This is a genomic window from Streptomyces sp. NPDC079141, from assembly GCF_040686775.1.
Taxonomy (GTDB): Bacteria; Actinomycetota; Actinomycetes; order Streptomycetales; family Streptomycetaceae; genus Streptomyces.
Genome location: NZ_JBFBLP010000032.1, coordinates 14,927 through 33,923, shown reverse-complemented (window position 1 = coordinate 33,923; position 18,997 = coordinate 14,927). Strand labels below are relative to the sequence as shown.

Below are 18,997 nucleotides of genomic sequence, written 5' to 3'. Positions count from 1 at the left end.
GGCCCGCGCGGCGGCATCATCCTCGCGAAGCAGGACTTCGCGAAGAAGCTGAACTCCTCCGTCTTCCCGGGCTTCCAGGGCGGCCCCCTGGAGCATGTGATCGCGGCCAAGGCGGTCTCCTTCAAGGTCGCCGCGAGCGAGGAGTTCAAGGAGCGTCAGCGGCGTACCGTGGAGGGCGCGCGCATCCTCGCCGAGCGTCTGACGGCCGACGACGCCCGCGCGGCCGGCGTGAACGTTTTGTCCGGCGGCACGGACGTCCACCTGATCCTGGTGGACCTGCGCGAGTCCGAGCTGGACGGCCGGCAGGCCGAGGACCGTCTCCACGAGGTCGGCATCACGGTCAACCGCAACGCCGTCCCCAACGACCCGCGCCCGCCGATGGTGACCTCGGGTCTGCGGATCGGCACGCCCGCTCTGGCCACCCGCGGCTTCACGGCCGAGGACTTCACCGAGGTCGCGGACGTGATCGCGGAAGCGCTGCAGCCGTCCTACGACGTCGAGGCACTGAAGGGCCGGGTCAAGGCGCTCGTCGCCAAGCACCCGCTGTACCCCGGCCTGTAACCGACAACCTCCCGCAGGGGCGTGCCCGCGACCGCTCGGCACGCCCCTTCAATCCCACGGAGTATGGCGTGGCAATCAGCGTCTTCGACCTGTTCTCGATCGGCATCGGCCCGTCGAGCTCGCACACCGTCGGCCCGATGCGTGCCGCCGGGATGTTCGTCGCCCGGCTGAAGCAGGACGGAGTGCTCGCCCAGACCGCCGCGGTGCGGGCGGAGTTGTTCGGCTCCCTGGGCGCCACCGGCCACGGACACGGCACCCCCAAGGCAGTGCTGCTCGGCCTGGAGGGCAACGAGCCGCACACGGTCGACGTCGCCCAGGCCGACCTGGACGTCGAACGGATCCGCGGCACCGGTCGCATCCGGCTCCTGGGCGCCGAGATCGGCCCGGCCCACGAGATCGACTTCGACGCCGCGACCCAGTTGGTCCTGCACCGCAGGCGGTCGCTCCCGTACCACGCCAACGGCATGATCCTCTTCGCCTACGACGGCGACGGAGTGCCGCTGCTGGAGAAGACGTATTACTCGGTGGGCGGCGGCTTCGTGGTCGACGAGGACGCCGTCGGCGCGGACCGGATCAAGCTCGACGAGACCGTGCTGCCCCATCCGTTCGGCACGGGCGACGAACTGCTGCGGCTCTCCCGGGAGACCGGCCTGTCGATCTCCGCGTTGATGCTGGAGAACGAGAAGGCCTGGCGCCCCGAGGAGGAGATCCGCACGGGGCTGCTGGAGATCTGGCGGGTCATGGAGGCCTGTGTCTCCCGGGGGCTGGGCCGCGAGGGCATCCTGCCCGGCGGCCTGAAGGTCCGGCGCCGGGCCGCGGCGGCGGCTCGGGCACTGCGCAGCGAGGGCGACGCGGTGAGCCGCGCCATGGAGTGGGTGACCCTCTACGCGATGGCCGTGAACGAGGAGAACGCCGCGGGCGGCCGGGTCGTCACCGCCCCGACGAACGGCGCCGCCGGCATCATCCCCGCCGTACTGCACTACTACATCAACTTCGTGCCGGGCGCCGACGAGGACGGTATCGTCCGCTTCCTCCTCGCGGCGGGCGCGATCGGCATGCTCTTCAAGGAGAACGCCTCCATCTCCGGCGCCGAGGTCGGCTGCCAGGGCGAGGTCGGCTCGGCCTGCTCCATGGCCGCCGGAGGTCTGGCCGAGGTCCTCGGCGGCAGCCCCGAACAGGTCGAGAACGCCGCCGAGATCGGCATGGAACACAACCTCGGCCTCACCTGCGACCCGGTCGGCGGCCTCGTGCAGATCCCCTGCATCGAACGCAACGGCATGGCCGCGGTCAAGGCCGTCACCGCCGCCCGGATGGCCCTGCGCGGCGACGGCCGCCACCACGTCTCCCTCGACAAGGTCATCAAGACCATGAAGGAGACCGGCGCCGACATGAAGGTCAAGTACAAGGAGACCGCCCGCGGCGGACTCGCCGTCAACGTCATCGAGTGCTGAGCAGGGGAAGCGACACGGCATGGGACGAGTCACCGAGCGACGGCGCGTGCTGCGGATCCGGGACGGCGCGCCGAGCACGCGCCCGGACACGCTGGTCGCCGAGGAGCCCCTGGAGATCCGGCTGGGCGGCAGGCCACTGGCCATCACCATGCGCACGCCCGGGGACGACTTCGCGCTCGCCGCGGGCTTCCTGGTGAGCGAGGGCGTCCTGGGCGGCGCCGAGGACGTGGCGAACATCGTGTACTGCGCGGGCGCGACAAAGAACGGTTCCAACACGTACAACGTCGTCGACGTGCAGCTCGCTCCCGGCGTGCCGGTCCCCGACATCACCCTTGAGCGGAACGTGTACACCACGTCGTCGTGCGGCCTGTGCGGGAAGGCGAGCCTGGACGCCGTACGGACCACCGCGCGGTGGCCGGTCGCCGACACGCCCCCGGTCCGGGTCACCCCCGGCCTGCTGGCGGCCCTGCCCGACCGGCTGCGGGCCGCGCAGCGAGTGTTCGACCGCACCGGTGGCCTGCACGCCGCCGGGCTGTTCTCGCCCGAGGGCGAGCTGCTCGACCTGCGCGAGGACGTCGGCCGGCACAACGCCGTGGACAAGCTGGTCGGCCGCGCGCTGCGGTCCGGGCGACTGCCACTGTCCCGGAGCATCCTGCTGGTGTCCGGACGGGCCTCCTTCGAGCTGGCGCAGAAGGCGGTCATGGCGGGCATCCCGGTGCTGGCGGCGGTCTCGGCACCCTCCTCCCTCGCCGTGGACCTGGCCGCGGAGACGGGACTCACGCTCGTCGGCTTCCTGCGCGGCGGCTCCATGAACGTGTACGCGGGCGAGCAGCGCCTCGATCTGCGAGGCGGGGCCACGGCAGGAGCCGGTACTTGACCCGGCCCGACCCGCTCCGCCGCGTCGCGATGCTCAGCGTGCACACCTCACCGCTGCACCAGCCCGGCACCGGCGACGCCGGCGGGATGAACGTCTACATCGTCGAACTCGCCAAGCGCCTCGCCGCCACCGGCATCGAGGTGGAGATCTTCACCCGGGCCACCTCCGCCGCGCTGCCGCCCCGCGTCGAACTCGCGCCCGGTGTCCTGGTCCGGCACGTGGCCGCCGGACCCTACGAGCCGCTGGCCAAGGAGGACCTGCCCGCACAGCTGTGCGCCTTCACGCACGGCGTGACACAGGCCTGGGCCGGCCACCGGACGGGCCACTACGACCTGGTCCACTCCCACTACTGGCTCTCCGGCCACGTCGGCCGTCTCGCCGCCGAGCGGTGGGGCGTCCCGCTCGTCCACGCCATGCACACCATGGCCAAGGTCAAGAACGCCTCCCTCGCCGAGGGCGACACCCCCGAGCCCGCGGCTCGCGTGTGCGGTGAGACCCAAGTCGTGCGCGCCGCCGACCGGTTGATAGCGAACACCGGGAAGGAGGCGCAGGAACTCCTGCGCCACTACGACGCCGACACCGGCCGGGTCGCCGTCGTCCACCCCGGTGTCAACCTGGAGCGCTTCCGGCCCGACGCCTCCGGCATCGAGGCCGGCCGGGCGGCGGCCCGGTCCCGCCTCGGCCTCCCGCAGGACGCGCTGATCCCTCTGTTCGTGGGCCGCATCCAGCCGTTGAAGGCGCCGGACGTCCTGCTGCGTGCGGTGGCACGGCTGCTTCGGGAGCGGCCGCGGCTGCGTGAGCGGATTGTGGTGCCGGTCGTGGGCGGGCCCAGCGGCAGCGGTCTGACCGAACCGGAGGGGCTGCAGAAACTGGCGGCCCGGCTCGGCGTCTCGGACGTCGTGCTGTTCCGGCCACCGGTCGGCCAGGACCGGCTCGCCGACTGGTACCGGGCGGCGTCCGTGCTGGTCATGCCGTCCCACAGCGAGTCCTTCGGCCTGGTGGCCGTCGAGGCACAGGCCTGTGGCACCCCGGTGATCGCCGCGGCGGTCGGTGGGCTGCCGGTGGCCGTACGGGACGGCGTGAGCGGCGTCCTCGTACCCGGGCACGACCCGGCGGACTACGCGCGGGCGCTGCACGGCCTCGCCGCGAACCCGGCCCGCCTCACCCGCATGAGCGAGGCCGCGGTCCGGCATGCCCGCTCCTTCGGCTGGGCCACGGCCGCGGAGGCGACCTTGGACGTCTACACGGCGGCCCTGCACGAGCGCGGGCTGCGCCGAATCCCGAGGGCCGCGCGGGCTACGGCAGCCGGAGCAGGCTGAGCCGGTACTCCTCGACCTGGGGCAGCTGCTGTGCGGCCAGACCGGCGAGCATCTCCTGGTAGGCGGGCGGCAGTTGGTCGCGCATCGGGGCCGGGAGGGTGCTGAGGGTGTGGGAGGTCAGCACCTGTGCGCCTGGGCGCCACTCGGAGAGTACGGCCGGGGTCGCGCAGGACCACCGCATGCGTGCCTCGACCTTGCTCAGCGCGTCGTGCCGGTCCTGGGTGGAGACGATGCCGGGGCCCGCGGTGTCCAGGGCCAGCAGCGAGCCGGGGAAGCGGTCGGCGACGAGGTCGACGACGAACCGGACGTCGTTCTCCTCCAGGAACGGCAGAACGGCTTCGGCGGCGAAGAAGTACGGTCCGCCCGACTGCTCCGCCACGGTGTCCGCCCATGTCGCGTCGGTGACGGACGCGGCGATCATGGTCCGCCGCGGGGTGTCGGCGAAGAAGGTCCGGCGCAGGTCGATCACGTCGGGCAGGTCGAGGTCGAACCAGCGGACCTGGCCGTTGTCGAGCCGCTCGAACCGGGTGTTGAGGCCGGTGCCGAGTTCCACGACGGTGCCCGCGGGGTGCTCAGTGAGGAAGTCGCCGGCCCAGCGGTCGAACAGGCTGGTGCGCAGCACGGTTCCGATCAGGCTTTGCAGGCCGTCGAACCGGGTGAAGTCGTAGTCGATCGCGGCGACGATCTCCTCGGCGCGGGCGTCCCGCAGGGCGGCGTCCGGCTTGCCGTTCTCCACGGCGCGGCCGTAGAGGGGGATCAGAAGGGTTTCCTGGACCGCGCCCAGGGTGATCTGCTGCGTCATGACGGCCTCCCCGCGGCAGACTATATGAAAATGGATCCCATTTCTATGGTCCTGTGCGGGGCCCGGCTCCTCAGAGACGCACCGTCAGCTCCACCGCCACCTCGTCCCCGGCCGAGAGGCACTGCGGCCTGCGCACGGCGCTCTTGAGGGGCAGCAGATAGCCGCCGTCCTTGGGGAAGAGCGACGTGCTGAAGGTGGTCGCGCCAATACGGGCGTCGACCGGGATCACGCCCCAGCCGTACGTGGCCATCGCGGCCACCTCACGGATGTCGGCGGACTCCTGCTCCGGGACGGGCAGGAAGTAGTACGGCGACGGCCCGCGCCACTCGATCACCTGGGCGGTGAAGGCGAGTTCCAAGAGGTCGGCCTCGTTTCGGGAAGGTCCGGGAAAGGACGACCGGGCCGGCCGACGGGTGTCGGCCGGCCCGGACATCATGATCGGGAAGCTCAGACCAGGTCGAACCGGTCCAGCTCCATGACCTTGACCCACGCCGCGACGAAGTCGTTCACGAACTTCTCCTTCGCGTCGTCGCTCGCGTAGACCTCGGCGAGCGCGCGCAGCTCGGAGTTCGAGCCGAAGACCAGGTCGGCACGGGTGCCGGTCCACTTGACCTCGCCGGAGGCCAGGTCACGGCCCTCGAAGGTGGTCTGGTCGGAGGACGTCGACTTCCACGCCGTGCCCAGGTCGAGCAGGTTGACGAAGAAGTCGTTGGTCAGCTTGCCCGGCGTCCCGGTGAGGACGCCGTGCTTCGACCCGTCGTGGTTGGTGCCCAGGACGCGCAGACCACCGACGAGAACGGTCATCTCGGGGGCGCTCAGCGTGAGCAGGTTCGCCCGGTCCAGCAGCAGGTACTCGGCAGGCAGGCGGTTGCCCTTGCCGAGGTAGTTGCGGAACCCGTCGGACGTCGGCTCAAGCGCGGCGAACGACTCGACGTCGGTGTGCTCCTCGGTCGCGTCGACACGGCCCGCGGTGAACGGCACCTCGACCTCGACGCCGGCGTCCTTGGCGGCCTTCTCCACGGCGGCGGAACCGCCGAGGACGATCAGGTCGGCCAGGGAGACCTTCTTGGCGCCGGAGTTGAACCCGCTCTGGATGCCCTCCAGGGTGCGCAGCACCTGAGCGAGCTCGTCGGGGTTGTTGACCTCCCAGCCGCGCTGCGGCTCCAGGCGGATACGGGCACCGTTGGCGCCACCGCGCTTGTCGCTGCCGCGGAACGTCGCGGCGGACGCCCACGCGGCGGAGACCAGCTGGGAGACGGTCAGGCCCGATTCGAGGATCTTGGCCTTGAGCGCCGCGACGTCGGCGGCGTCGATGGCCTCGCCCTCGGCCTGCGGCAGCGGGTCCTGCCACAGCAGCGTCTCCTCCGGGACCTCCGGGCCGAGGTACAGCGACTTCGGGCCCATGTCACGGTGGGTCAGCTTGTACCAGGCGCGGGCGAAGGCGTCCGCGAACTGGTCCGGGTTCTCGTAGAAGCGACGCGCGATCGGCTCGTAGACCGGGTCGAAGCGCAGCGACAGGTCGGTGGTGAGCATGCGCGGGCGGTGCTTCTGCTCCGCGTCGAACGCGTCCGGGACGATCTCGGGGGCGTCCTTCGCGATCCACTGGTGGGCGCCGGCCGGGCTCGTGTCGGGCTCGTACTCGTACTCGAACAGGTTCTTGAAGAACCCGTTGCTCCACTGGGTCGGGGTCGTGGTCCAGATGACCTCAAGGCCACTGGTGATCGCGTCCTTGCCCACGCCCGTGCCGTAGGTGCTCTTCCAGCCCAGGCCCTGCTCCTCCATGGAGGCGGCCTCGGGGTCGTTGCCCACGGACTCGGCCGGGCCGGCGCCGTGGGTCTTGCCGAAGGTGTGACCGCCCGCGATCAGGGCGACCGTCTCCTCGTCGTTCATCGCCATGCGGCGGAAGGTCTCGCGGATGTCGCGGGCCGCCGCGATCGGGTCCGGGTTGCCGTTCGGGCCCTCCGGGTTGACGTAGATGAGGCCCATCTGGACGGCGCCGAGGGGGTTCTCCAGCTCACGGTCGCCCGTGTAGCGCTGGTCGTCGAGCCAGGTGGTCTCGGGGCCCCAGTAGACGTCCTCGTCGGCCTCCCAGACGTCCTCGCGGCCGCCGCCGAAGCCGAAGGTCTCGAAGCCCATCTGCTCCAGGGCGACGTTACCGGTGAGGATCATGAGGTCGGCCCAGGAGATGGACTGGCCGTACTTCTTCTTGACCGGCCAGAGCAGACGGCGGGCCTTGTCCAGGTTGCCGTTGTCCGGCCAGCTGTTCAGCGGCGCGAAGCGCTGCTGGCCGGCACCGCCGCCGCCGCGGCCGTCGCTGATCCGGTAGGTGCCGGCGCTGTGCCAGGCCATACGGATCATCAGCGGGCCGTAGTGGCCGAAGTCGGCGGGCCACCAGTCCTGCGAGGTGGTGAGCACCTCGGCGATGTCCTGCTTCACGGCCGCGAGGTCGAGGTTCTTGAACGCCTCGGCGTAGTCGAACTCCTCGCCGAGCGGGTTGGTCGCCGGCGGGTTCGTGGCGAGGATCTTCAGGTTGAGCCGCTCCGGCCACCACTGGCGGTTTCCACCACCCTGGGTCGGGTGTGCAGCGCGCCCGTGCGCGACGGGGCAGCCCCCTGTGCCTTCCTCCGTCTTCGAGTCGGTGACGATTGCGTCCGGGTTCTCAGCCATGGGAATCCTTCCGGGCTTCATAAATCTTGTGCTCAGGCACTGCGGGCGGTGGAACAGCCGGGGCACAGGCCCCAGTAGATGACTTCGGCCTCGTCGATCGAGAAGCCGTGGTCCTCGGTGGCGGTCAGGCAGGGGGCTGCGCCGACCGCGCAGTCGACATCGGCGAGGACACCGCACGACCGGCACAGGACGTGGTGGTGGTTGTCGCCGACGCGTCCCTCGAATCTGGCCGGGCTGCCGGCCGGTTCGATACGGCGTATGAGTCCCGCCGTGGTGAGGGCGTGGAGACCCTCGTACACGGCTTGGAGAGAGAAGTGGCCCACGCGGTCGCGCACCCCTGAGGCGATCGCCTCGACACCCAGGTGGTCACCGTCCCGGACGGTGTCGAGCAGCGCGACACGAGCAGCCGTCACCCGCAGGCCGGCACCACGCAGCTCGTCTGCGGTGGTCGGAGTCCGGGATGAGGTCATGCCTCCGAACCTACCCTCAAAAACACGAATGCCTCAAGAAAACGACAGGTTCTAATTTGATGGCTTGTACATGCCGAAGGGGAGTCCCGTCCCCGACGTCGTACAAACAAGCCTCTCGCAACGACCTCTATCCCGCCTCGCGACTCGCACGAGAAACCAAGGGTCATAAAGGAGTTACGGTGAGTGACGGTGCGACGGCATCTGGTCCGCTTCGGCACCAAGGACGAACTGGTCGTCGAGTGGCGCCGGGACACCGGCGAGCCCGGTTCCACGCAGCGCAAAGCCGCCGACGAGGGCTGACTGCCTCGCCGGCGGCTTCGCGCGGTGGTCAGACCGCGCAGCCCACGTGCGCCAGCGCCTGCTTCAGCAGTACCCCGTGTCCGCCCGGCATCTCGCTCTGCACCGCGAGCGACAGGGCCTCCTGGGGGCTGAACCACACCAGGTCCAGCGCGTCCTGGCGGGGACGGCAGTCGCCGCTCACCGGGACCACGTAGGCCAGGGACACCGCGTGCTGGCGCGGGTCGTGGTACGGCGTGATGCCCTGCGTCGGGAAGTACTCGGCGACGGTGAAGGGCTGCAGGGAGGCCGGGACGCGGGGGAGGGCCACCGGGCCGAGGTCCTTCTCCAGGTGGCGCAGCAGCGCGTCGCGCACCCGTTCGTGGTGCAGCACGCGGCCGGACACCAGCGTCCGGCTGACCGTTCCGTCGGGCCCGATGCGCAGCAGCAGGCCGACGCTGATGACTTCGCCGCTGTCGTCGACACGCACGGGCACCGCCTCGACGTAGAGGATCGGCATGCGGGCGCGTGCCATGTCCAGCTCGTCGGAGGTCAGCCAGCCGGGCGTGGTTTCGGTCATGTCAGACATCGCTTGATCATACTTTCCAGGAATGACGCGCGCTCAGTCGCGAGGGTGGGGGACGGGGTCGGCGGAGGGAAGTCCGTACAGGCGGCGGGCGTTGTCGGCGCCGGTCCACGCCGCTAACCGCAGCGCGTCCGGCAGGCTCAGTTCGTCGGCGTCCACCCGGTCCTGGAGCAGCGAGGCCAGCCCCTGCCGGAAGGCCAGCGCGCCGAGCCCGTAGAACTCGGCCAGACCGTAGGCGTCGGAGCTGTACAGCAGCTTGCGGAACGGGGTGATCTCAAGGGCCTCCGCCAGGACCGCGCGGGCCCGGGCGGGACCGACGTGATGCAGTGTGAGGCCGACGTCGAGGTACACCTGCTCGAACACGGCGGCCAGGTAGGAGGCCTGGCGCTGGTACGGCCAGCAGTGCAGGAGCAGTACGGGGATCGTGCCGGCGGTCAGGTGCAGCCAGTCCGTGAGGTGGGTGGGGTCCGCGCGGTGCAGCCGGATGTCGTTGTCGCCGAACCCGGTGTGCAGTTGGAGGGGCAGGCCCAGGTCCACGGCGGTCCACAGCAGATGCCGTACCAGCACCGGGTCGGCCAGCCGGCCGCCCTGCGCGAGCCAGCGCCGGGCCGCCTCGGTGACCTCCGCGTCCGTGGGGCGGGCCGGGTCCAGGTCGAAGCCGGTGCGGTAGGCGGCGACGGATTTCACCGCCACCACGCCGGGCCGGCGTACGGCGTCCTCGGCGGCCGCACGGAACACCGTGCCGTACGCGTCCGCGTCGATCCCCGCGTCGGCGACCGCCTCGGCGACGGCCTCCAGGCGTACGACCTCGAAGGCGCTGCCCGCGGTCAGTTCCTGAGGTGGGGTCAGGGGCTGCGGGGCGTAGCCGGTGTCGACGCAGAAGACCTCGGTTCCGGCGGCCGTGAGGAACCGGCGTGCCACCTCGCGTCCACCGAGTTCGGCACGCCGGGCCAGGTACTCCTCGGCCGGGGCGTGCCGGGGCAGGTCCAGCAGGGGTGCGCAGTGGCGGCGGACGGCCACGCCGACCGGGCTGTCGAACGGCGAGATCCCGGGCCACGCCTCGCCCTCCGTCAGCAGCGCCTCGAAGCCCGCCCGGTCCAGGGTGCCGGTGACCACGCCGTGGCAGTGGTGGTCGACGAGGGGCAGCGCGGCGAGGGCCTCGTGGACCGGCCCGGGGGCGGTGGCCGCCATGTCAGTACCGCCACCGGTACGCCGCCGCGATGTGCTCGTCGTCGAGCCCGGACACGGCCGCACTCTCCCCCTGCCGTACGGCGATCACCGCGTCGGCGAGAACCGGCCCCAGCGCGGCGCGCAGCCGGTCGTCCGCGCGGAACGCCTCGACGGCCTCGCCGAGCGAGGTGGGCAGCCGTCGAACGCCCCGGGCCCGGGCCTCCTCGGCGGCCAGCCGGGCCGGATCGCCGGTGATCTCCTGCGGCAGGGGCGCGGCCGACGCCATGCCGTCCAGCCCGGCGGCGAGGATGCAGCCGAGCGCGAGGTAGGGGTTGGCGGCCAGGTCGACTGGTTTGACCTCCAGGTTCGCCGCCTGGTCGTGCACGCCCGCGCTGCCGGTGATCACCCGCAGGGCCGCCTCGCGGGTCTCCCGCCCCCAGGCGGTGAACACCCCCGCCCACTGGGAGGGCTTGAGCCGCAGATAGCTGGCGGGACTGGGCGCGGTCACCGCGGTGAGCGCCGGGAGGCGGTTGAGCACCCCGGCCGCGAACGACTCGGCGTCGGCCGTCATGCCGTGGCGGCCCTCGCCGCCCGCGTGCAGATTGACGCCGTCGCGCCAGGCGGAGAGGTGGATGTGGCCGCCGTTGCCGACGCCCTGCGCGAAGACCGCCGGGGCGAACGACACCACCAGCCCGTGGCGCTGGGCCACCGCCCGGATGGTCTGGCGCACGAGCACACTGCGGTCGGCCGCCGCCACCGGGTCCAGCGCGCCCACCGACAGCTCGAACTGCCCGGCCGCGTACTCCGGATGGATCTGGTCGACGTCCACGCCCTGCTCGGCGAGCGCGGCCAGCAGCTCGGCGGTGCAGTCGCTCAGCTGGACCTGCCGGACGGCGCCGTACGCCGGTCCTGTCACCGCGGGCACGAGGTCGCCGTCGGCCAGCGGGCCGCGTCCGACGGCCCACTCGATCTCCACGGACGCCTTGAAGGTGATCCCGTGCTCGTGGGCCGCGCGGGCGACGACGTGCCGCAGGAAGGTGCGGCTGCATCCCGGATGCCGCTCGCCCTCCTGCGTGATCCGGTCGACCGGCGCCCAGGCCCAGCCGGGCTGCCCGGCCAGCACCACCAGCCGGTCCAGGTCCGGGTAGAGCCGCAGATCGCCGTCCGGGGAGCCGAGGACGTCGGTGGTGACGATGGAGTCGTTGGCCAGGAACGTGTCGAACACCGGTGACATCCCGACGCCCCAGGCGGCCGCCGAGGGCAGCTTCGCCGTCGGGACCGCCTTCACCCTGGTGATCCCGGCGGTGTCCACATAGGCCAGCACGATGCCGTGCACGCCCCGCCCGGACAGCTCCCCGCTCAGCGCAGTGGCCCGCTCGACGTCACCGGGACGTCCGCCGGGGACGGGATCGGCAAGCGTGGTCATGCGTACTCCTCGACGAGGACGAGCGGGGCCGTGCCGCGCTGTGGGCGTCAGGGTTTCACGGCCACCGCGCCGTACTGCGGCACCGTGACGGGAGAGTCGGACTCGGCGCGCCACACCGAGCAGGACACCAGGCCCGGTTCGAGCAGTTCGAGGCCCTCGAAGAAGGCGGCGATGTCCGCGCCGCTGCGCGCGGTGATCGGCGGCGTGGCGTTCTCGTTCCAGAACTTCATCGCCGGGATCTGGCCGGCGCCGCCCACCTCGTCGTCGTGGGTGGGGTGGGTCAGCACCAGGTAGCTGCCGGAGGGGGTCGCGGCCATCACCCGGCGGGCGATGTCGCGCGCCTTCTCGACGTCCAGCACGAAGTTGAGGATGCCCAGCATCATCACCGCGACCGGGCGGGTGAAGTCGAGGGTCTGCGCGGCGCGTTCGATGATCGCGTCCGGGTCGTGCACATCGGCGTCGATGTAGTCGGTGGCGCCCTCGGGGGTGCCGGTGAGCAGGGTGCGGGCGTGCACCAGCACGATCGGGTCGTTGTCGACGTAGACGATCCGTGACTCGGGGGCGACGCGCTGGGCGATCTCGTGGGTGTTCTCCGCCGTCGGCAGCCCGGTGCCGATGTCGAGGAACTGGCGCACCCCGCGCTCCTCGGCGAGGAACCGCACCGCCCGCCCGAGGAAGTCGCGGTCCGCGCGGGCGATGTCCCGGATGATCGGGAACATGCCGGCGACGTGCTCGCCGACCCGCTGGTCGACCTCGTAGTTGTCCTTGCCGCCGATCCAGTAGTTCCACACGCGCGCGTTGTGCGCCACACCGGTGTTCAGCTTGGCCGACCCGCCCGCCGGGGTGTCGCTCTCACTCACGTCTCGTCCTCTCCTCGCACATGCGGCCGACACCGGCCGCAAGGGCCATTGTGCCGCCCCTTGATCACGCTGTCCCCCGAATCGGTGGAGGAGAGGCGGCGGTTGACCTGCGGGAGTGTGAACGGCCGGGAACGTCAGCGGAATTCGCCGGGGCCGGCCGCGGGCGTGTTCCCGGCGAGTACGTCCTTCAGGCGCTGGGTGCCCTTCGTGACCGCGTCCTCCACGGCGTCGTCCTCGTCGCCGTCCAGGCCGCCGGCCGTGACCGTGATCGCGTCGGTGCCCACGCGTACGGCGGCGACGTCCAGGGTGAGCGTGGCGGGCGAGCCGTCGACCGTGCCCTGCACCGTCACGTGCAGCCCCTGGCGGGCGTCGCCCTCGTCGGGCAGCGAGGTCTCGGTGACCTCGACCGTGCGCTCCGCTCCCGTGTCGTCGGTCGCGGTGAACCGGTCGCACTTGACGGGCAGGGTCTTCAGCCAGGCCATGGAGGCGGCGAGGTCCGTCCGGTCGTAGGCCGCGACCTGGTACAGCAGCCGCGAGTCATCCTCCTCGAAGCCCCGCAGCGCCGACGCCCCCGACGGCGTGCCCAGCAGGTCGTCGCCGTACAGGCGGTCCAGGAGCCGCTGGCAGTCGGCGGCGTTCGCTTTCGCGGTGAGGAAGTCGGCGACGTCGACCCGTCCGACGACCAGACTGTCGCTCCAGCCGGAGGCGTCCTTCACCTGCGTCCAGTCGTCCTCGATGTCGGCCTCGGTGATCAGCGCGGCCCGCGCCCCGGCCTGCGTGAGACGTGCCGCGGGGGTGGGGGACTTCGCGGCGAGCGGGGAGGCGGAGACCTCCGCGGCGCCCGCGTCGCTGTCGCCGTCGTCCGAGCAGCCGGCGCAGGTCAGCAGGGCGCCCGCCGCCAGGACCGGGACCAGGGCACGGACGAGAGGGCGGTGGATCATGGCGGAGGCCTCCTTGGGACGCGGATCTGCCCCCAGCGCAACACCGGCTCTCCGCGCCCACCAGCGGCACCGGCCCGTTCGGGTGAGCGCCCACCGCCCGGCGTGCCCGCCCGCGGCCCCGGCCCGACACTGACCCCATGTCGTGCCCGCACCCGAAGGAGTCACCATGCTGCCCGGATTCCTCACCAGGGCGGTCCAGGCGCTGCTCGCCCGTGAGGGCCGCTCCCTCCATCTGAAGGCGGCGAGCGGCGCGACGGCCGTCCTGGTCGTGGTGATGCTCACCGGCTCCTGGGCGGTGGTGGCCGCCGAAGAGGGCGCCAGGGGCGCCAACCTGACGACGTATCCGAAGGCTCTGTGGTGGTCGGTCGAGACCGCCACCACCGTCGGATACGGCGACTTCTACCCCGTGACCTTCTGGGGCCGCGTCGTCGCCGCCGTCGTCATGGTCGTCGGGATCACCACATACGGCATGGTCACCGCGGCGCTGGCCACCTGGTTCGTCGGCCGCGAGCAGAAGCGTCGGCACCGACTGGCGCACGACGCCCACGAGTTGCGCGACGAGACGGCCCGCGAGCTGCACGAACGCTTCGACCGGCTGGAGCGGATGCTGGCCGGGAAGGGGGAGGGCGGCCCCTAGCCGCACGCGAGGGGAGTCAGCGCTTGATGCCGGCCCCGCCGTACAGAGACACCGGCCCGTCCCCGAGCGGTGTCTCGCCCTCCGCCAGGTCCGGGCGCCAGTCCTTCACCGAGACGATGCCCGGCTCTGCCATCTCAAGTCCCTTGAAGAAGCGGCCCACTTCGGGGTGCGAGCGGGCCACGAGGGTCACGCCGCCCGCCCGGTAGCGCTCGATGCCCTGGCGGACGTTCTCCGGCTCGAAGTCGGCGGTCATGCACGACAGGACCAGGCAACTGCCCGGCGCCAGCGCCTCGACGAGGGTGTCCACCAGGTCGTAGGCGCCGTCCTCGTCCGCGACGAAGTGCAGCAGGGCGATGAGTGACAGGGCGATGGGGCGGTCGAAGTCGAGGACGTGGGCCGCCTGTTCGAGGATGCGGTGCGGATCGCGGGCGTCGGCCTGGAGGTACTCCGTCCTGCCCTCCGGGGTGCCGCGCAGCAGGGCCTCGGCGTGGGCCAGGACGATCGGGTCGTTGTCGACGTAGACCACGCGCGCGTCCGGCGCGAAGGACTGGGCGATCTGGTGGAGGTTGGGCTCGGTGGGTATGCCGGTGCCGATGTCCAGGAACTGGCGGATGCCCGTCGCCCCGGCGAGGTGGCGCGTGGCCCGCTGCATGAACCAGCGGTTGCTGCGGGCGGCCCGCGGAGCACCGGTGTCGATCGCCATGATCTGCCGGCCGAGCGCCTCGTCGACCGGGTAGTTGTCCTTGCCGCCGAGGTACCAGTCGTACACCCGGGCCGGATGCGGCCGGGTCGTGTCGATGCGGACGGCCGGCTCGGTCCCGGTCACGCGGTGCTCCTCTGCTCGCTGGCCAAGGTGTGCGCTGCGGGCAGTCTTTCACGATCATCCGGCGCGGCGGAGACTGTCTTCGGCCACCTCCTTGTCGAGCGCGCGCGGCACCAACGCGGCGGTGAGGGAGGCGGGTTCGGTGTCCTCGGCAAGCTTCACCAGGTGGTTCAGACCGGACCGCTCCGCCCCCGACCGTGCCTTGGGGGCGAGATGCGTCGAGGATCGGGGCGACTTCCGGCCGGCCCCGCCCGCGCCGAGGCCCCCTGCCGGTCATGGCTTCAGCGGGTCGTGGCCCAGCGACATCAGCAGGTGCCTGCGGCGGGAGTCCTCCGCCTCGGGCTCGTTCTCCACGTCCGCCTGCTCGGCGACGGTGTCGACCACCTCGTACATCACCTCGATGTCGTCGTCGGTGAGGTCCGTGCGGCGCTTCTGGAGGATCGCCAGGACATGCTGTCCCGTCGGTGTGCCCGCGTGCTCCGGCAGCGGTTCGGTCTCCTCGGAGGCGTCGCTGACGCGCAGCCACGCGGCCAGTTCCTGCGAGGTCATGTTCACGGCGCGGTGGAAGTCCTCCCACAGTGTGTCGAGTTCGAGCCTGTCGGTCATCGCGCACTCCTCCTTATCGCGTCGTGCCTGGACGTCCGGAGCAGCGCGGCGCGTTCCTCCTCGCACGTTCCGCCCCACACGCCCGAGGACTGTCCGCTGCTCAGGGCGAAGGCCAGACACTGGATGATCACCGGGCAGCGGGCGCAGACCCGTTTCGCGGCGGCCACGTCCCGCAGCGCCGGCCCCTTCGTGCCCACGGGGAAGAACAACTCGGGGTCCTCGCCCACACAGGCCGCTCCGCGCAACCACTCCATGCGGGCGCGGGTGCCCGGGGCGAACCGGTGCAAACGCCCCGGCGTTTCACCCCTTGAGCACGTCGTCCAGGAAGCGGACCAGGTCCGCGAACACCTCGGCCTTGTTCGTCTCGTTGAACACCTCGTGCCGGGCGCCGGGGTAGATGCGCTCGGTCAGCCCGCCGCCGTTCAGCTCCGCCACGCCCACCCGGCTGCCGGACAGCGGCACCAGCCGGTCGTCCTCGCCGTGCAGCCACAGCAGCGGCAGCGGCCCCACGTCCCCGCCCTTGGACACGGTGTCCAGAGTGAGGGCGAACGCCTCGACCGTCGGCCGTTTCATCGCGCCGTGCCAGACCAGCGGATCCGCCGTGTACGCGGCTCCCACTGCCGGATCACGGGAGAGCGAGGCCGGGCTGATCGGCGTGTCCGGGATCTCGTCCAGGGCGAGCAGTTGCCGCGGCAGTTCCCAGTCGCCGATCACCGGCCCGGACAGCACCAGCGCGGCGAGGGTGTCGCCGTAGCGCTGGGCGTAGCGTGCCGAGATCAGGCCGCCCATGGAGTGCCCGACCATGACCAGCGGAAGGCCGGGGTGGGCGGCCCGGGCCAGCTCGGACACGGCGTGCACATCGGTGACGACGTCCTCGAAGTCCTCGATCAGCACACGCTCGCCCGCCGACCTGCCGTGCCCCATGTGATCGGGGCCGAACACCGCCGCGCCGTGCGCCGTCAGGACGTCGGCCACCTCCTCGTACCGGGCGATGTGCTCCCCGTAGCCGTGCACCACGAGCGCGAGGTAGCGCGGCTCCTGCTTTCCCCGCCATTCGCGTACGACGATGGGGCCGCGGGTTCCGGCGAGGATGTGTTCCAGGGTGTCGGCCATGTCTCCTCCGGCTGCGTCGGTGAAGCTTCCCGGGGGATCTTCCCAGGGGGACGGTCGGCGGTCTATAGTCCAAAACTAGCAGTGCTAATTAAGAGAGTCGCTGGTCAAGGCCGATCGAGAGACCGCCAGCGCTGTCGGTCAGGAGTTCTGTCGTGCGTCCCGTCCACTTCGCGGCCGCCCGCCGCACGCCCATCGGCAAGCTGCGCGGAGCCCTGTCCTCCGTCCGCCCCGACGACCTTGCCGCGCAGGTGATCCGCGGTCTGGTCGCCGATCTGCCCGCGCTCGACCCGGCGCGCATCGACGACGTGTACTGGGGCGCGGCCAACCAGGCGGGCGAGGACAACCGCAACGTCGCCCGCATGGCCGCGCTGCTGGCCGGCCTGCCCGAGTCGGTGCCCGGCGCCACCGTCAACCGGCTGTGCGCCTCCGGCCTGGAGGCCGTCACCACCGCGGCCCGCACCATCGCCGCAGGCGAGGCGGACATCGTGCTCGCGGGCGGCTCGGAGTCGATGAGCCGCGCCCCCTTCGTGCTGCCCCGCCCCGACGAGGCCCTGCCGCACCGCATCGAGACCGCCGACACGCGCCTCGGCTGGCGCCTGGTCAACCCGGCCATGAAGGAACTGCACGGTCTGCTGTCCATGGGCGAGACCGCCGAGGAGGTCGCCGAGCGGTACGGCATCGCGCGCGAGCGGCAGGACGAGTTCGCGCTGCGCAGCCACCGCCGGGCCGCCGACGCCCGCAAGAACGGCCACTTCGACGACGAACTCCTGCCCGTCGAGCGCCCGGACGGCGTCGTCGTGGACAGCGACGAGTGCATCCGCGAGGACACCTCGTACGAGAAGCTCGCGCGGCTCAGGCCCGTCTTCCGCGAGGGCGGCACGGTCACCGCGGGCAACGCCTCGCCGATGAACGACGGTGCCGCGGGGCTCCTCCTGGTCAGCGAGGAGGCCCTCAACGACCTCGGCCTGGAGTCGCTCGGCCGTTATGTCGCCGGCGCCTCCGCGGGCGTCCACCCCGATGTGATGGGCATCGGGCCGGTCCCCGCCACGCAGAAGGCGCTGGCCCGCGCCGGATGGGGCGTCGACGAGCTCCAGGAGGCCGAGTTCAACGAGGCGTTCGCGGCCCAGGCCCTCGCCTGCGTCGACCGCCTCGGCATCGACCCGGACCTGGTCAACCCCAGCGGCGGCGCCATCGCCCTCGGCCACCCGCTGGGCTGCTCCGGCGCCCGCATCCTGACCACCCTGCTGCACCGCATGCGCCGCACGGGCGCACACCGCGGGCTCGCCACGATGTGCGTGGGCGTGGGGCAGGGGAGCGCGGTGCTGGTCGAGCGGCATTAGACGCCATGAACAACGCCCCACGGCACGTGAACAGGTGATGTGGGGCGCCGGCGGCAACGTCAGGCGACCGTCACGAAGAACGGCAGGTCGAAGAGATCGTTGGCCTCGTTCATGGTTGCGACGGTGATCGCTGCCGGGTCGTTGCCGCAGTCGGCGAACGGGTGGGTGCGCACCAGGATCGTGGAGCCACGCGGAGTGCCGGATGTGGGGTTGGTCGAGTCTCCCGCCGCGATGAGCGTCGCCTGGACGATGAGCTTGTCCGGGGTGAGCCGGTCGTCCTTGAACGTGATGCAGTAGATGCCGGTCGTAGGCCTGGTAACGGCCTTGATGCCCTTGGCCTGAAGCAGGGAGCCGTCAGTGTCGACGAGGGCGGCTGCCTGAGCGAAGGGCGCCCGGGCAGGAGTCTCCGTGGCCGCCACGGCGACGGTGACGGTAGCGGCCGCGCATGCCGTAGCGGCGGTCAGGGCACGAGGAGCTTGAACGCCCTGTCGGCCAACTGCCCCTGGCCGTCGTGGGTTTGTACGAAGTACGTGTCGGCGGCGTTGCCGCACTGGGAAGTCGGGGTGGCGATGGCCCATGCGTCCCCGACGCTCGTGTGCTCGGTGACGACGGGAATGGTCTTCGGCACGTCGATGTTCGCGTCGGCGGTGACCTTGACGCAGTACCTGCCGAGGCTGGCCCTGGTGACCGTCTCGGTGTTGTGCTGCAGATTGATCGTGCCGTTCGCGGAGGCGAAGACCGCGGCCTGCGCGTAGAAGGTTTCCACTCGGTTGGCCGTGGTTCCGGCGTCCGCGACGGCGTAGCCGGCCGTGCCGGCGAGGCCCAACCCGGCGGCTGCACCGATGATCTTGCGGCGACGGGTGTCGAAGAGGCGCACGTGCACTCCGATGTCTTGAGATCAGTGCTGGCCGCACCCGCAGAAGTAAGGGACTGGTGTTCGCCGCCCGCCGACGGGAGACGGCCTGACGGTTGGTCACGTTGCGACGCGGGATGTCCGGAATCTGCTCACCCGTCCGCGACCAGGTGTCTGAACGCGGCGCCGACGGCACCTGGCACGACGGCCCGCTGATGG

Annotated in this window: 20 protein-coding genes and 1 pseudogene; 6 read left to right on the top strand and 15 right to left on the bottom strand. The window is 71.6% G+C overall.

What is annotated here, in order from left to right:
• The 4 genes and pseudogenes from AB0Q90_RS41420 to mshA form a co-directional block, all read left to right on the top strand.
• A pseudogene (locus tag AB0Q90_RS41420) lies at positions 1–561 on the top strand (serine hydroxymethyltransferase); the annotation flags it as partial.
• Positions 562–629: 68 nt separating this feature from the next.
• Positions 630–2,012 carry an L-serine ammonia-lyase gene (locus AB0Q90_RS41415; protein ID WP_363165880.1) on the top strand — a complete coding sequence of 461 codons (1,383 nt, stop codon included), beginning with the start codon at positions 630–632 and terminating at the stop codon, positions 2,010–2,012.
• Positions 2,013–2,031: 19 nt separating this feature from the next.
• Positions 2,032–2,889, top strand: coding sequence for a formate dehydrogenase accessory sulfurtransferase FdhD (gene fdhD, locus AB0Q90_RS41410; protein ID WP_363165879.1), 858 nt, complete (start codon positions 2,032–2,034; stop codon positions 2,887–2,889).
• Positions 2,890–2,918: 29 nt separating this feature from the next.
• Positions 2,919–4,208: a D-inositol-3-phosphate glycosyltransferase gene (gene mshA, locus AB0Q90_RS41405; RefSeq protein ID WP_363165883.1), complete on the top strand. Its 1,290-nt coding sequence runs from the start codon at positions 2,919–2,921 to the stop codon at positions 4,206–4,208.
• Here the strand turns inward: mshA and AB0Q90_RS41400 are convergent.
• The 9 genes from AB0Q90_RS41400 to AB0Q90_RS41360 all read right to left on the bottom strand — a co-directional run bounded on the left by AB0Q90_RS41400 (position 4,186) and on the right by AB0Q90_RS41360 (position 13,406).
• Positions 4,186–5,010: a class I SAM-dependent methyltransferase gene (locus AB0Q90_RS41400; protein ID WP_363165878.1), complete on the bottom strand. Its 825-nt coding sequence runs from the start codon at positions 5,008–5,010 to the stop codon at positions 4,186–4,188. The two genes, mshA and AB0Q90_RS41400, sit on opposite strands and share 23 nt — an antisense overlap.
• A 70-nt stretch (positions 5,011–5,080) precedes the next feature.
• A complete protein-coding gene (locus tag AB0Q90_RS41395) occupies positions 5,081–5,368 on the bottom strand; it encodes a DUF1905 domain-containing protein (RefSeq protein WP_363165877.1) in 288 nt (95 codons plus the stop codon).
• Positions 5,369–5,457: 89 nt separating this feature from the next.
• Positions 5,458–7,677: a catalase/peroxidase HPI gene (gene katG, locus AB0Q90_RS41390; protein WP_363165876.1), complete on the bottom strand. Its 2,220-nt coding sequence runs from the start codon at positions 7,675–7,677 to the stop codon at positions 5,458–5,460.
• 32 nt (positions 7,678–7,709) lie between these two features.
• On the bottom strand, positions 7,710–8,147 hold the full coding sequence (locus AB0Q90_RS41385; RefSeq protein WP_363165875.1) for a Fur family transcriptional regulator: 438 nt from the start codon (positions 8,145–8,147) through the stop codon (positions 7,710–7,712).
• Positions 8,148–8,475: 328 nt separating this feature from the next.
• Positions 8,476–9,012: an NUDIX hydrolase family protein gene (locus tag AB0Q90_RS41380; RefSeq protein ID WP_363165874.1), complete on the bottom strand. Its 537-nt coding sequence runs from the start codon at positions 9,010–9,012 to the stop codon at positions 8,476–8,478.
• A gap of 33 nt (positions 9,013–9,045) precedes the next feature.
• Positions 9,046–10,200, bottom strand: a complete 1,155-nt coding sequence (locus tag AB0Q90_RS41375; protein ID WP_363165873.1) for an amidohydrolase family protein — start codon at positions 10,198–10,200, stop codon at positions 9,046–9,048.
• A 1-nt stretch (position 10,201) separates the two neighbouring features.
• A complete protein-coding gene (locus tag AB0Q90_RS41370) occupies positions 10,202–11,605 on the bottom strand; it encodes a glutamine synthetase family protein (protein WP_363165872.1) in 1,404 nt (467 codons plus the stop codon).
• Between the two features lie 47 nt (positions 11,606–11,652).
• Positions 11,653–12,465: an SAM-dependent methyltransferase gene (locus AB0Q90_RS41365; RefSeq protein ID WP_363165871.1), complete on the bottom strand. Its 813-nt coding sequence runs from the start codon at positions 12,463–12,465 to the stop codon at positions 11,653–11,655.
• A gap of 134 nt (positions 12,466–12,599) precedes the next feature.
• Positions 12,600–13,406, bottom strand: coding sequence for a hypothetical protein (locus tag AB0Q90_RS41360; RefSeq protein ID WP_363165870.1), 807 nt, complete (start codon positions 13,404–13,406; stop codon positions 12,600–12,602).
• A gap of 166 nt (positions 13,407–13,572) precedes the next feature.
• Between AB0Q90_RS41360 and AB0Q90_RS41355 the strand changes: the two genes are divergently transcribed.
• Entirely contained in the window at positions 13,573–14,043 is a 471-nt protein-coding gene (locus tag AB0Q90_RS41355; RefSeq protein ID WP_363165869.1) for a potassium channel family protein, read from the top strand.
• A gap of 16 nt (positions 14,044–14,059) precedes the next feature.
• On the opposite strand, the gene AB0Q90_RS41350 is transcribed toward AB0Q90_RS41355, so the two are convergent.
• The 4 genes from AB0Q90_RS41350 to AB0Q90_RS41335 form a co-directional block, all read right to left on the bottom strand.
• The gene (locus tag AB0Q90_RS41350; RefSeq protein ID WP_363165868.1) at positions 14,060–14,869 is read right to left on the bottom strand and encodes an SAM-dependent methyltransferase; all 810 of its coding nucleotides are present in this window, start codon (positions 14,867–14,869) and stop codon (positions 14,060–14,062) included.
• Between the two features lie 270 nt (positions 14,870–15,139).
• Positions 15,140–15,472: a DUF3140 domain-containing protein gene (locus tag AB0Q90_RS41345; RefSeq protein WP_363165867.1), complete on the bottom strand. Its 333-nt coding sequence runs from the start codon at positions 15,470–15,472 to the stop codon at positions 15,140–15,142.
• Entirely contained in the window at positions 15,469–15,726 is a 258-nt protein-coding gene (locus tag AB0Q90_RS41340) for a WhiB family transcriptional regulator (RefSeq protein ID WP_363165865.1), read from the bottom strand. The genes AB0Q90_RS41345 and AB0Q90_RS41340 overlap by 4 nt, the downstream gene beginning before the upstream one ends.
• A gap of 46 nt (positions 15,727–15,772) precedes the next feature.
• A complete protein-coding gene (locus tag AB0Q90_RS41335) occupies positions 15,773–16,585 on the bottom strand; it encodes a lysophospholipase (protein ID WP_363165864.1) in 813 nt (270 codons plus the stop codon).
• A 152-nt stretch (positions 16,586–16,737) separates the two neighbouring features.
• Between AB0Q90_RS41335 and AB0Q90_RS41330 the strand changes: the two genes are divergently transcribed.
• Positions 16,738–17,925, top strand: coding sequence for a thiolase family protein (locus AB0Q90_RS41330; RefSeq protein WP_363165863.1), 1,188 nt, complete (start codon positions 16,738–16,740; stop codon positions 17,923–17,925).
• Between the two features lie 59 nt (positions 17,926–17,984).
• Here AB0Q90_RS41330 and AB0Q90_RS41325 read toward each other — a convergent pair whose 3' ends face one another.
• A complete protein-coding gene (locus AB0Q90_RS41325) occupies positions 17,985–18,344 on the bottom strand; it encodes a hypothetical protein (RefSeq protein WP_363165862.1) in 360 nt (119 codons plus the stop codon).
• A gap of 41 nt (positions 18,345–18,385) precedes the next feature.
• Positions 18,386–18,802 (bottom strand): hypothetical protein, encoded by a 417-nt coding sequence (locus tag AB0Q90_RS41320; RefSeq protein WP_363165861.1) that lies wholly within the window; start codon positions 18,800–18,802, stop codon positions 18,386–18,388.
• Positions 18,803–18,997: the final 195 nt, after the last annotated feature.

Coding starts and splice junctions, on each gene's coding strand:
- AB0Q90_RS41345 (WP_363165867.1), bottom strand. CDS start 15,472: ATGACCGACAGGCTCGAACTCGACACACTGTGGGAGGACTTCCACCGC.
- AB0Q90_RS41380 (WP_363165874.1), bottom strand. CDS start 9,012: ATGTCTGACATGACCGAAACCACGCCCGGCTGGCTGACCTCCGACGAG.
- AB0Q90_RS41375 (WP_363165873.1), bottom strand. CDS start 10,200: ATGGCGGCCACCGCCCCCGGGCCGGTCCACGAGGCCCTCGCCGCGCTG.
- AB0Q90_RS41335 (WP_363165864.1), bottom strand. CDS start 16,585: ATGGCCGACACCCTGGAACACATCCTCGCCGGAACCCGCGGCCCCATC.
- AB0Q90_RS41360 (WP_363165870.1), bottom strand. CDS start 13,406: ATGATCCACCGCCCTCTCGTCCGTGCCCTGGTCCCGGTCCTGGCGGCG.
- mshA (WP_363165883.1), top strand. CDS start 2,919: ATGCTCAGCGTGCACACCTCACCGCTGCACCAGCCCGGCACCGGCGAC.
- katG (WP_363165876.1), bottom strand. CDS start 7,677: ATGGCTGAGAACCCGGACGCAATCGTCACCGACTCGAAGACGGAGGAA.
- AB0Q90_RS41370 (WP_363165872.1), bottom strand. CDS start 11,605: ATGACCACGCTTGCCGATCCCGTCCCCGGCGGACGTCCCGGTGACGTC.
- AB0Q90_RS41400 (WP_363165878.1), bottom strand. CDS start 5,010: ATGACGCAGCAGATCACCCTGGGCGCGGTCCAGGAAACCCTTCTGATC.
- AB0Q90_RS41355 (WP_363165869.1), top strand. CDS start 13,573: ATGCTGCCCGGATTCCTCACCAGGGCGGTCCAGGCGCTGCTCGCCCGT.
- AB0Q90_RS41340 (WP_363165865.1), bottom strand. CDS start 15,726: ATGGAGTGGTTGCGCGGAGCGGCCTGTGTGGGCGAGGACCCCGAGTTG.
- fdhD (WP_363165879.1), top strand. CDS start 2,032: ATGGGACGAGTCACCGAGCGACGGCGCGTGCTGCGGATCCGGGACGGC.
- AB0Q90_RS41385 (WP_363165875.1), bottom strand. CDS start 8,147: ATGACCTCATCCCGGACTCCGACCACCGCAGACGAGCTGCGTGGTGCC.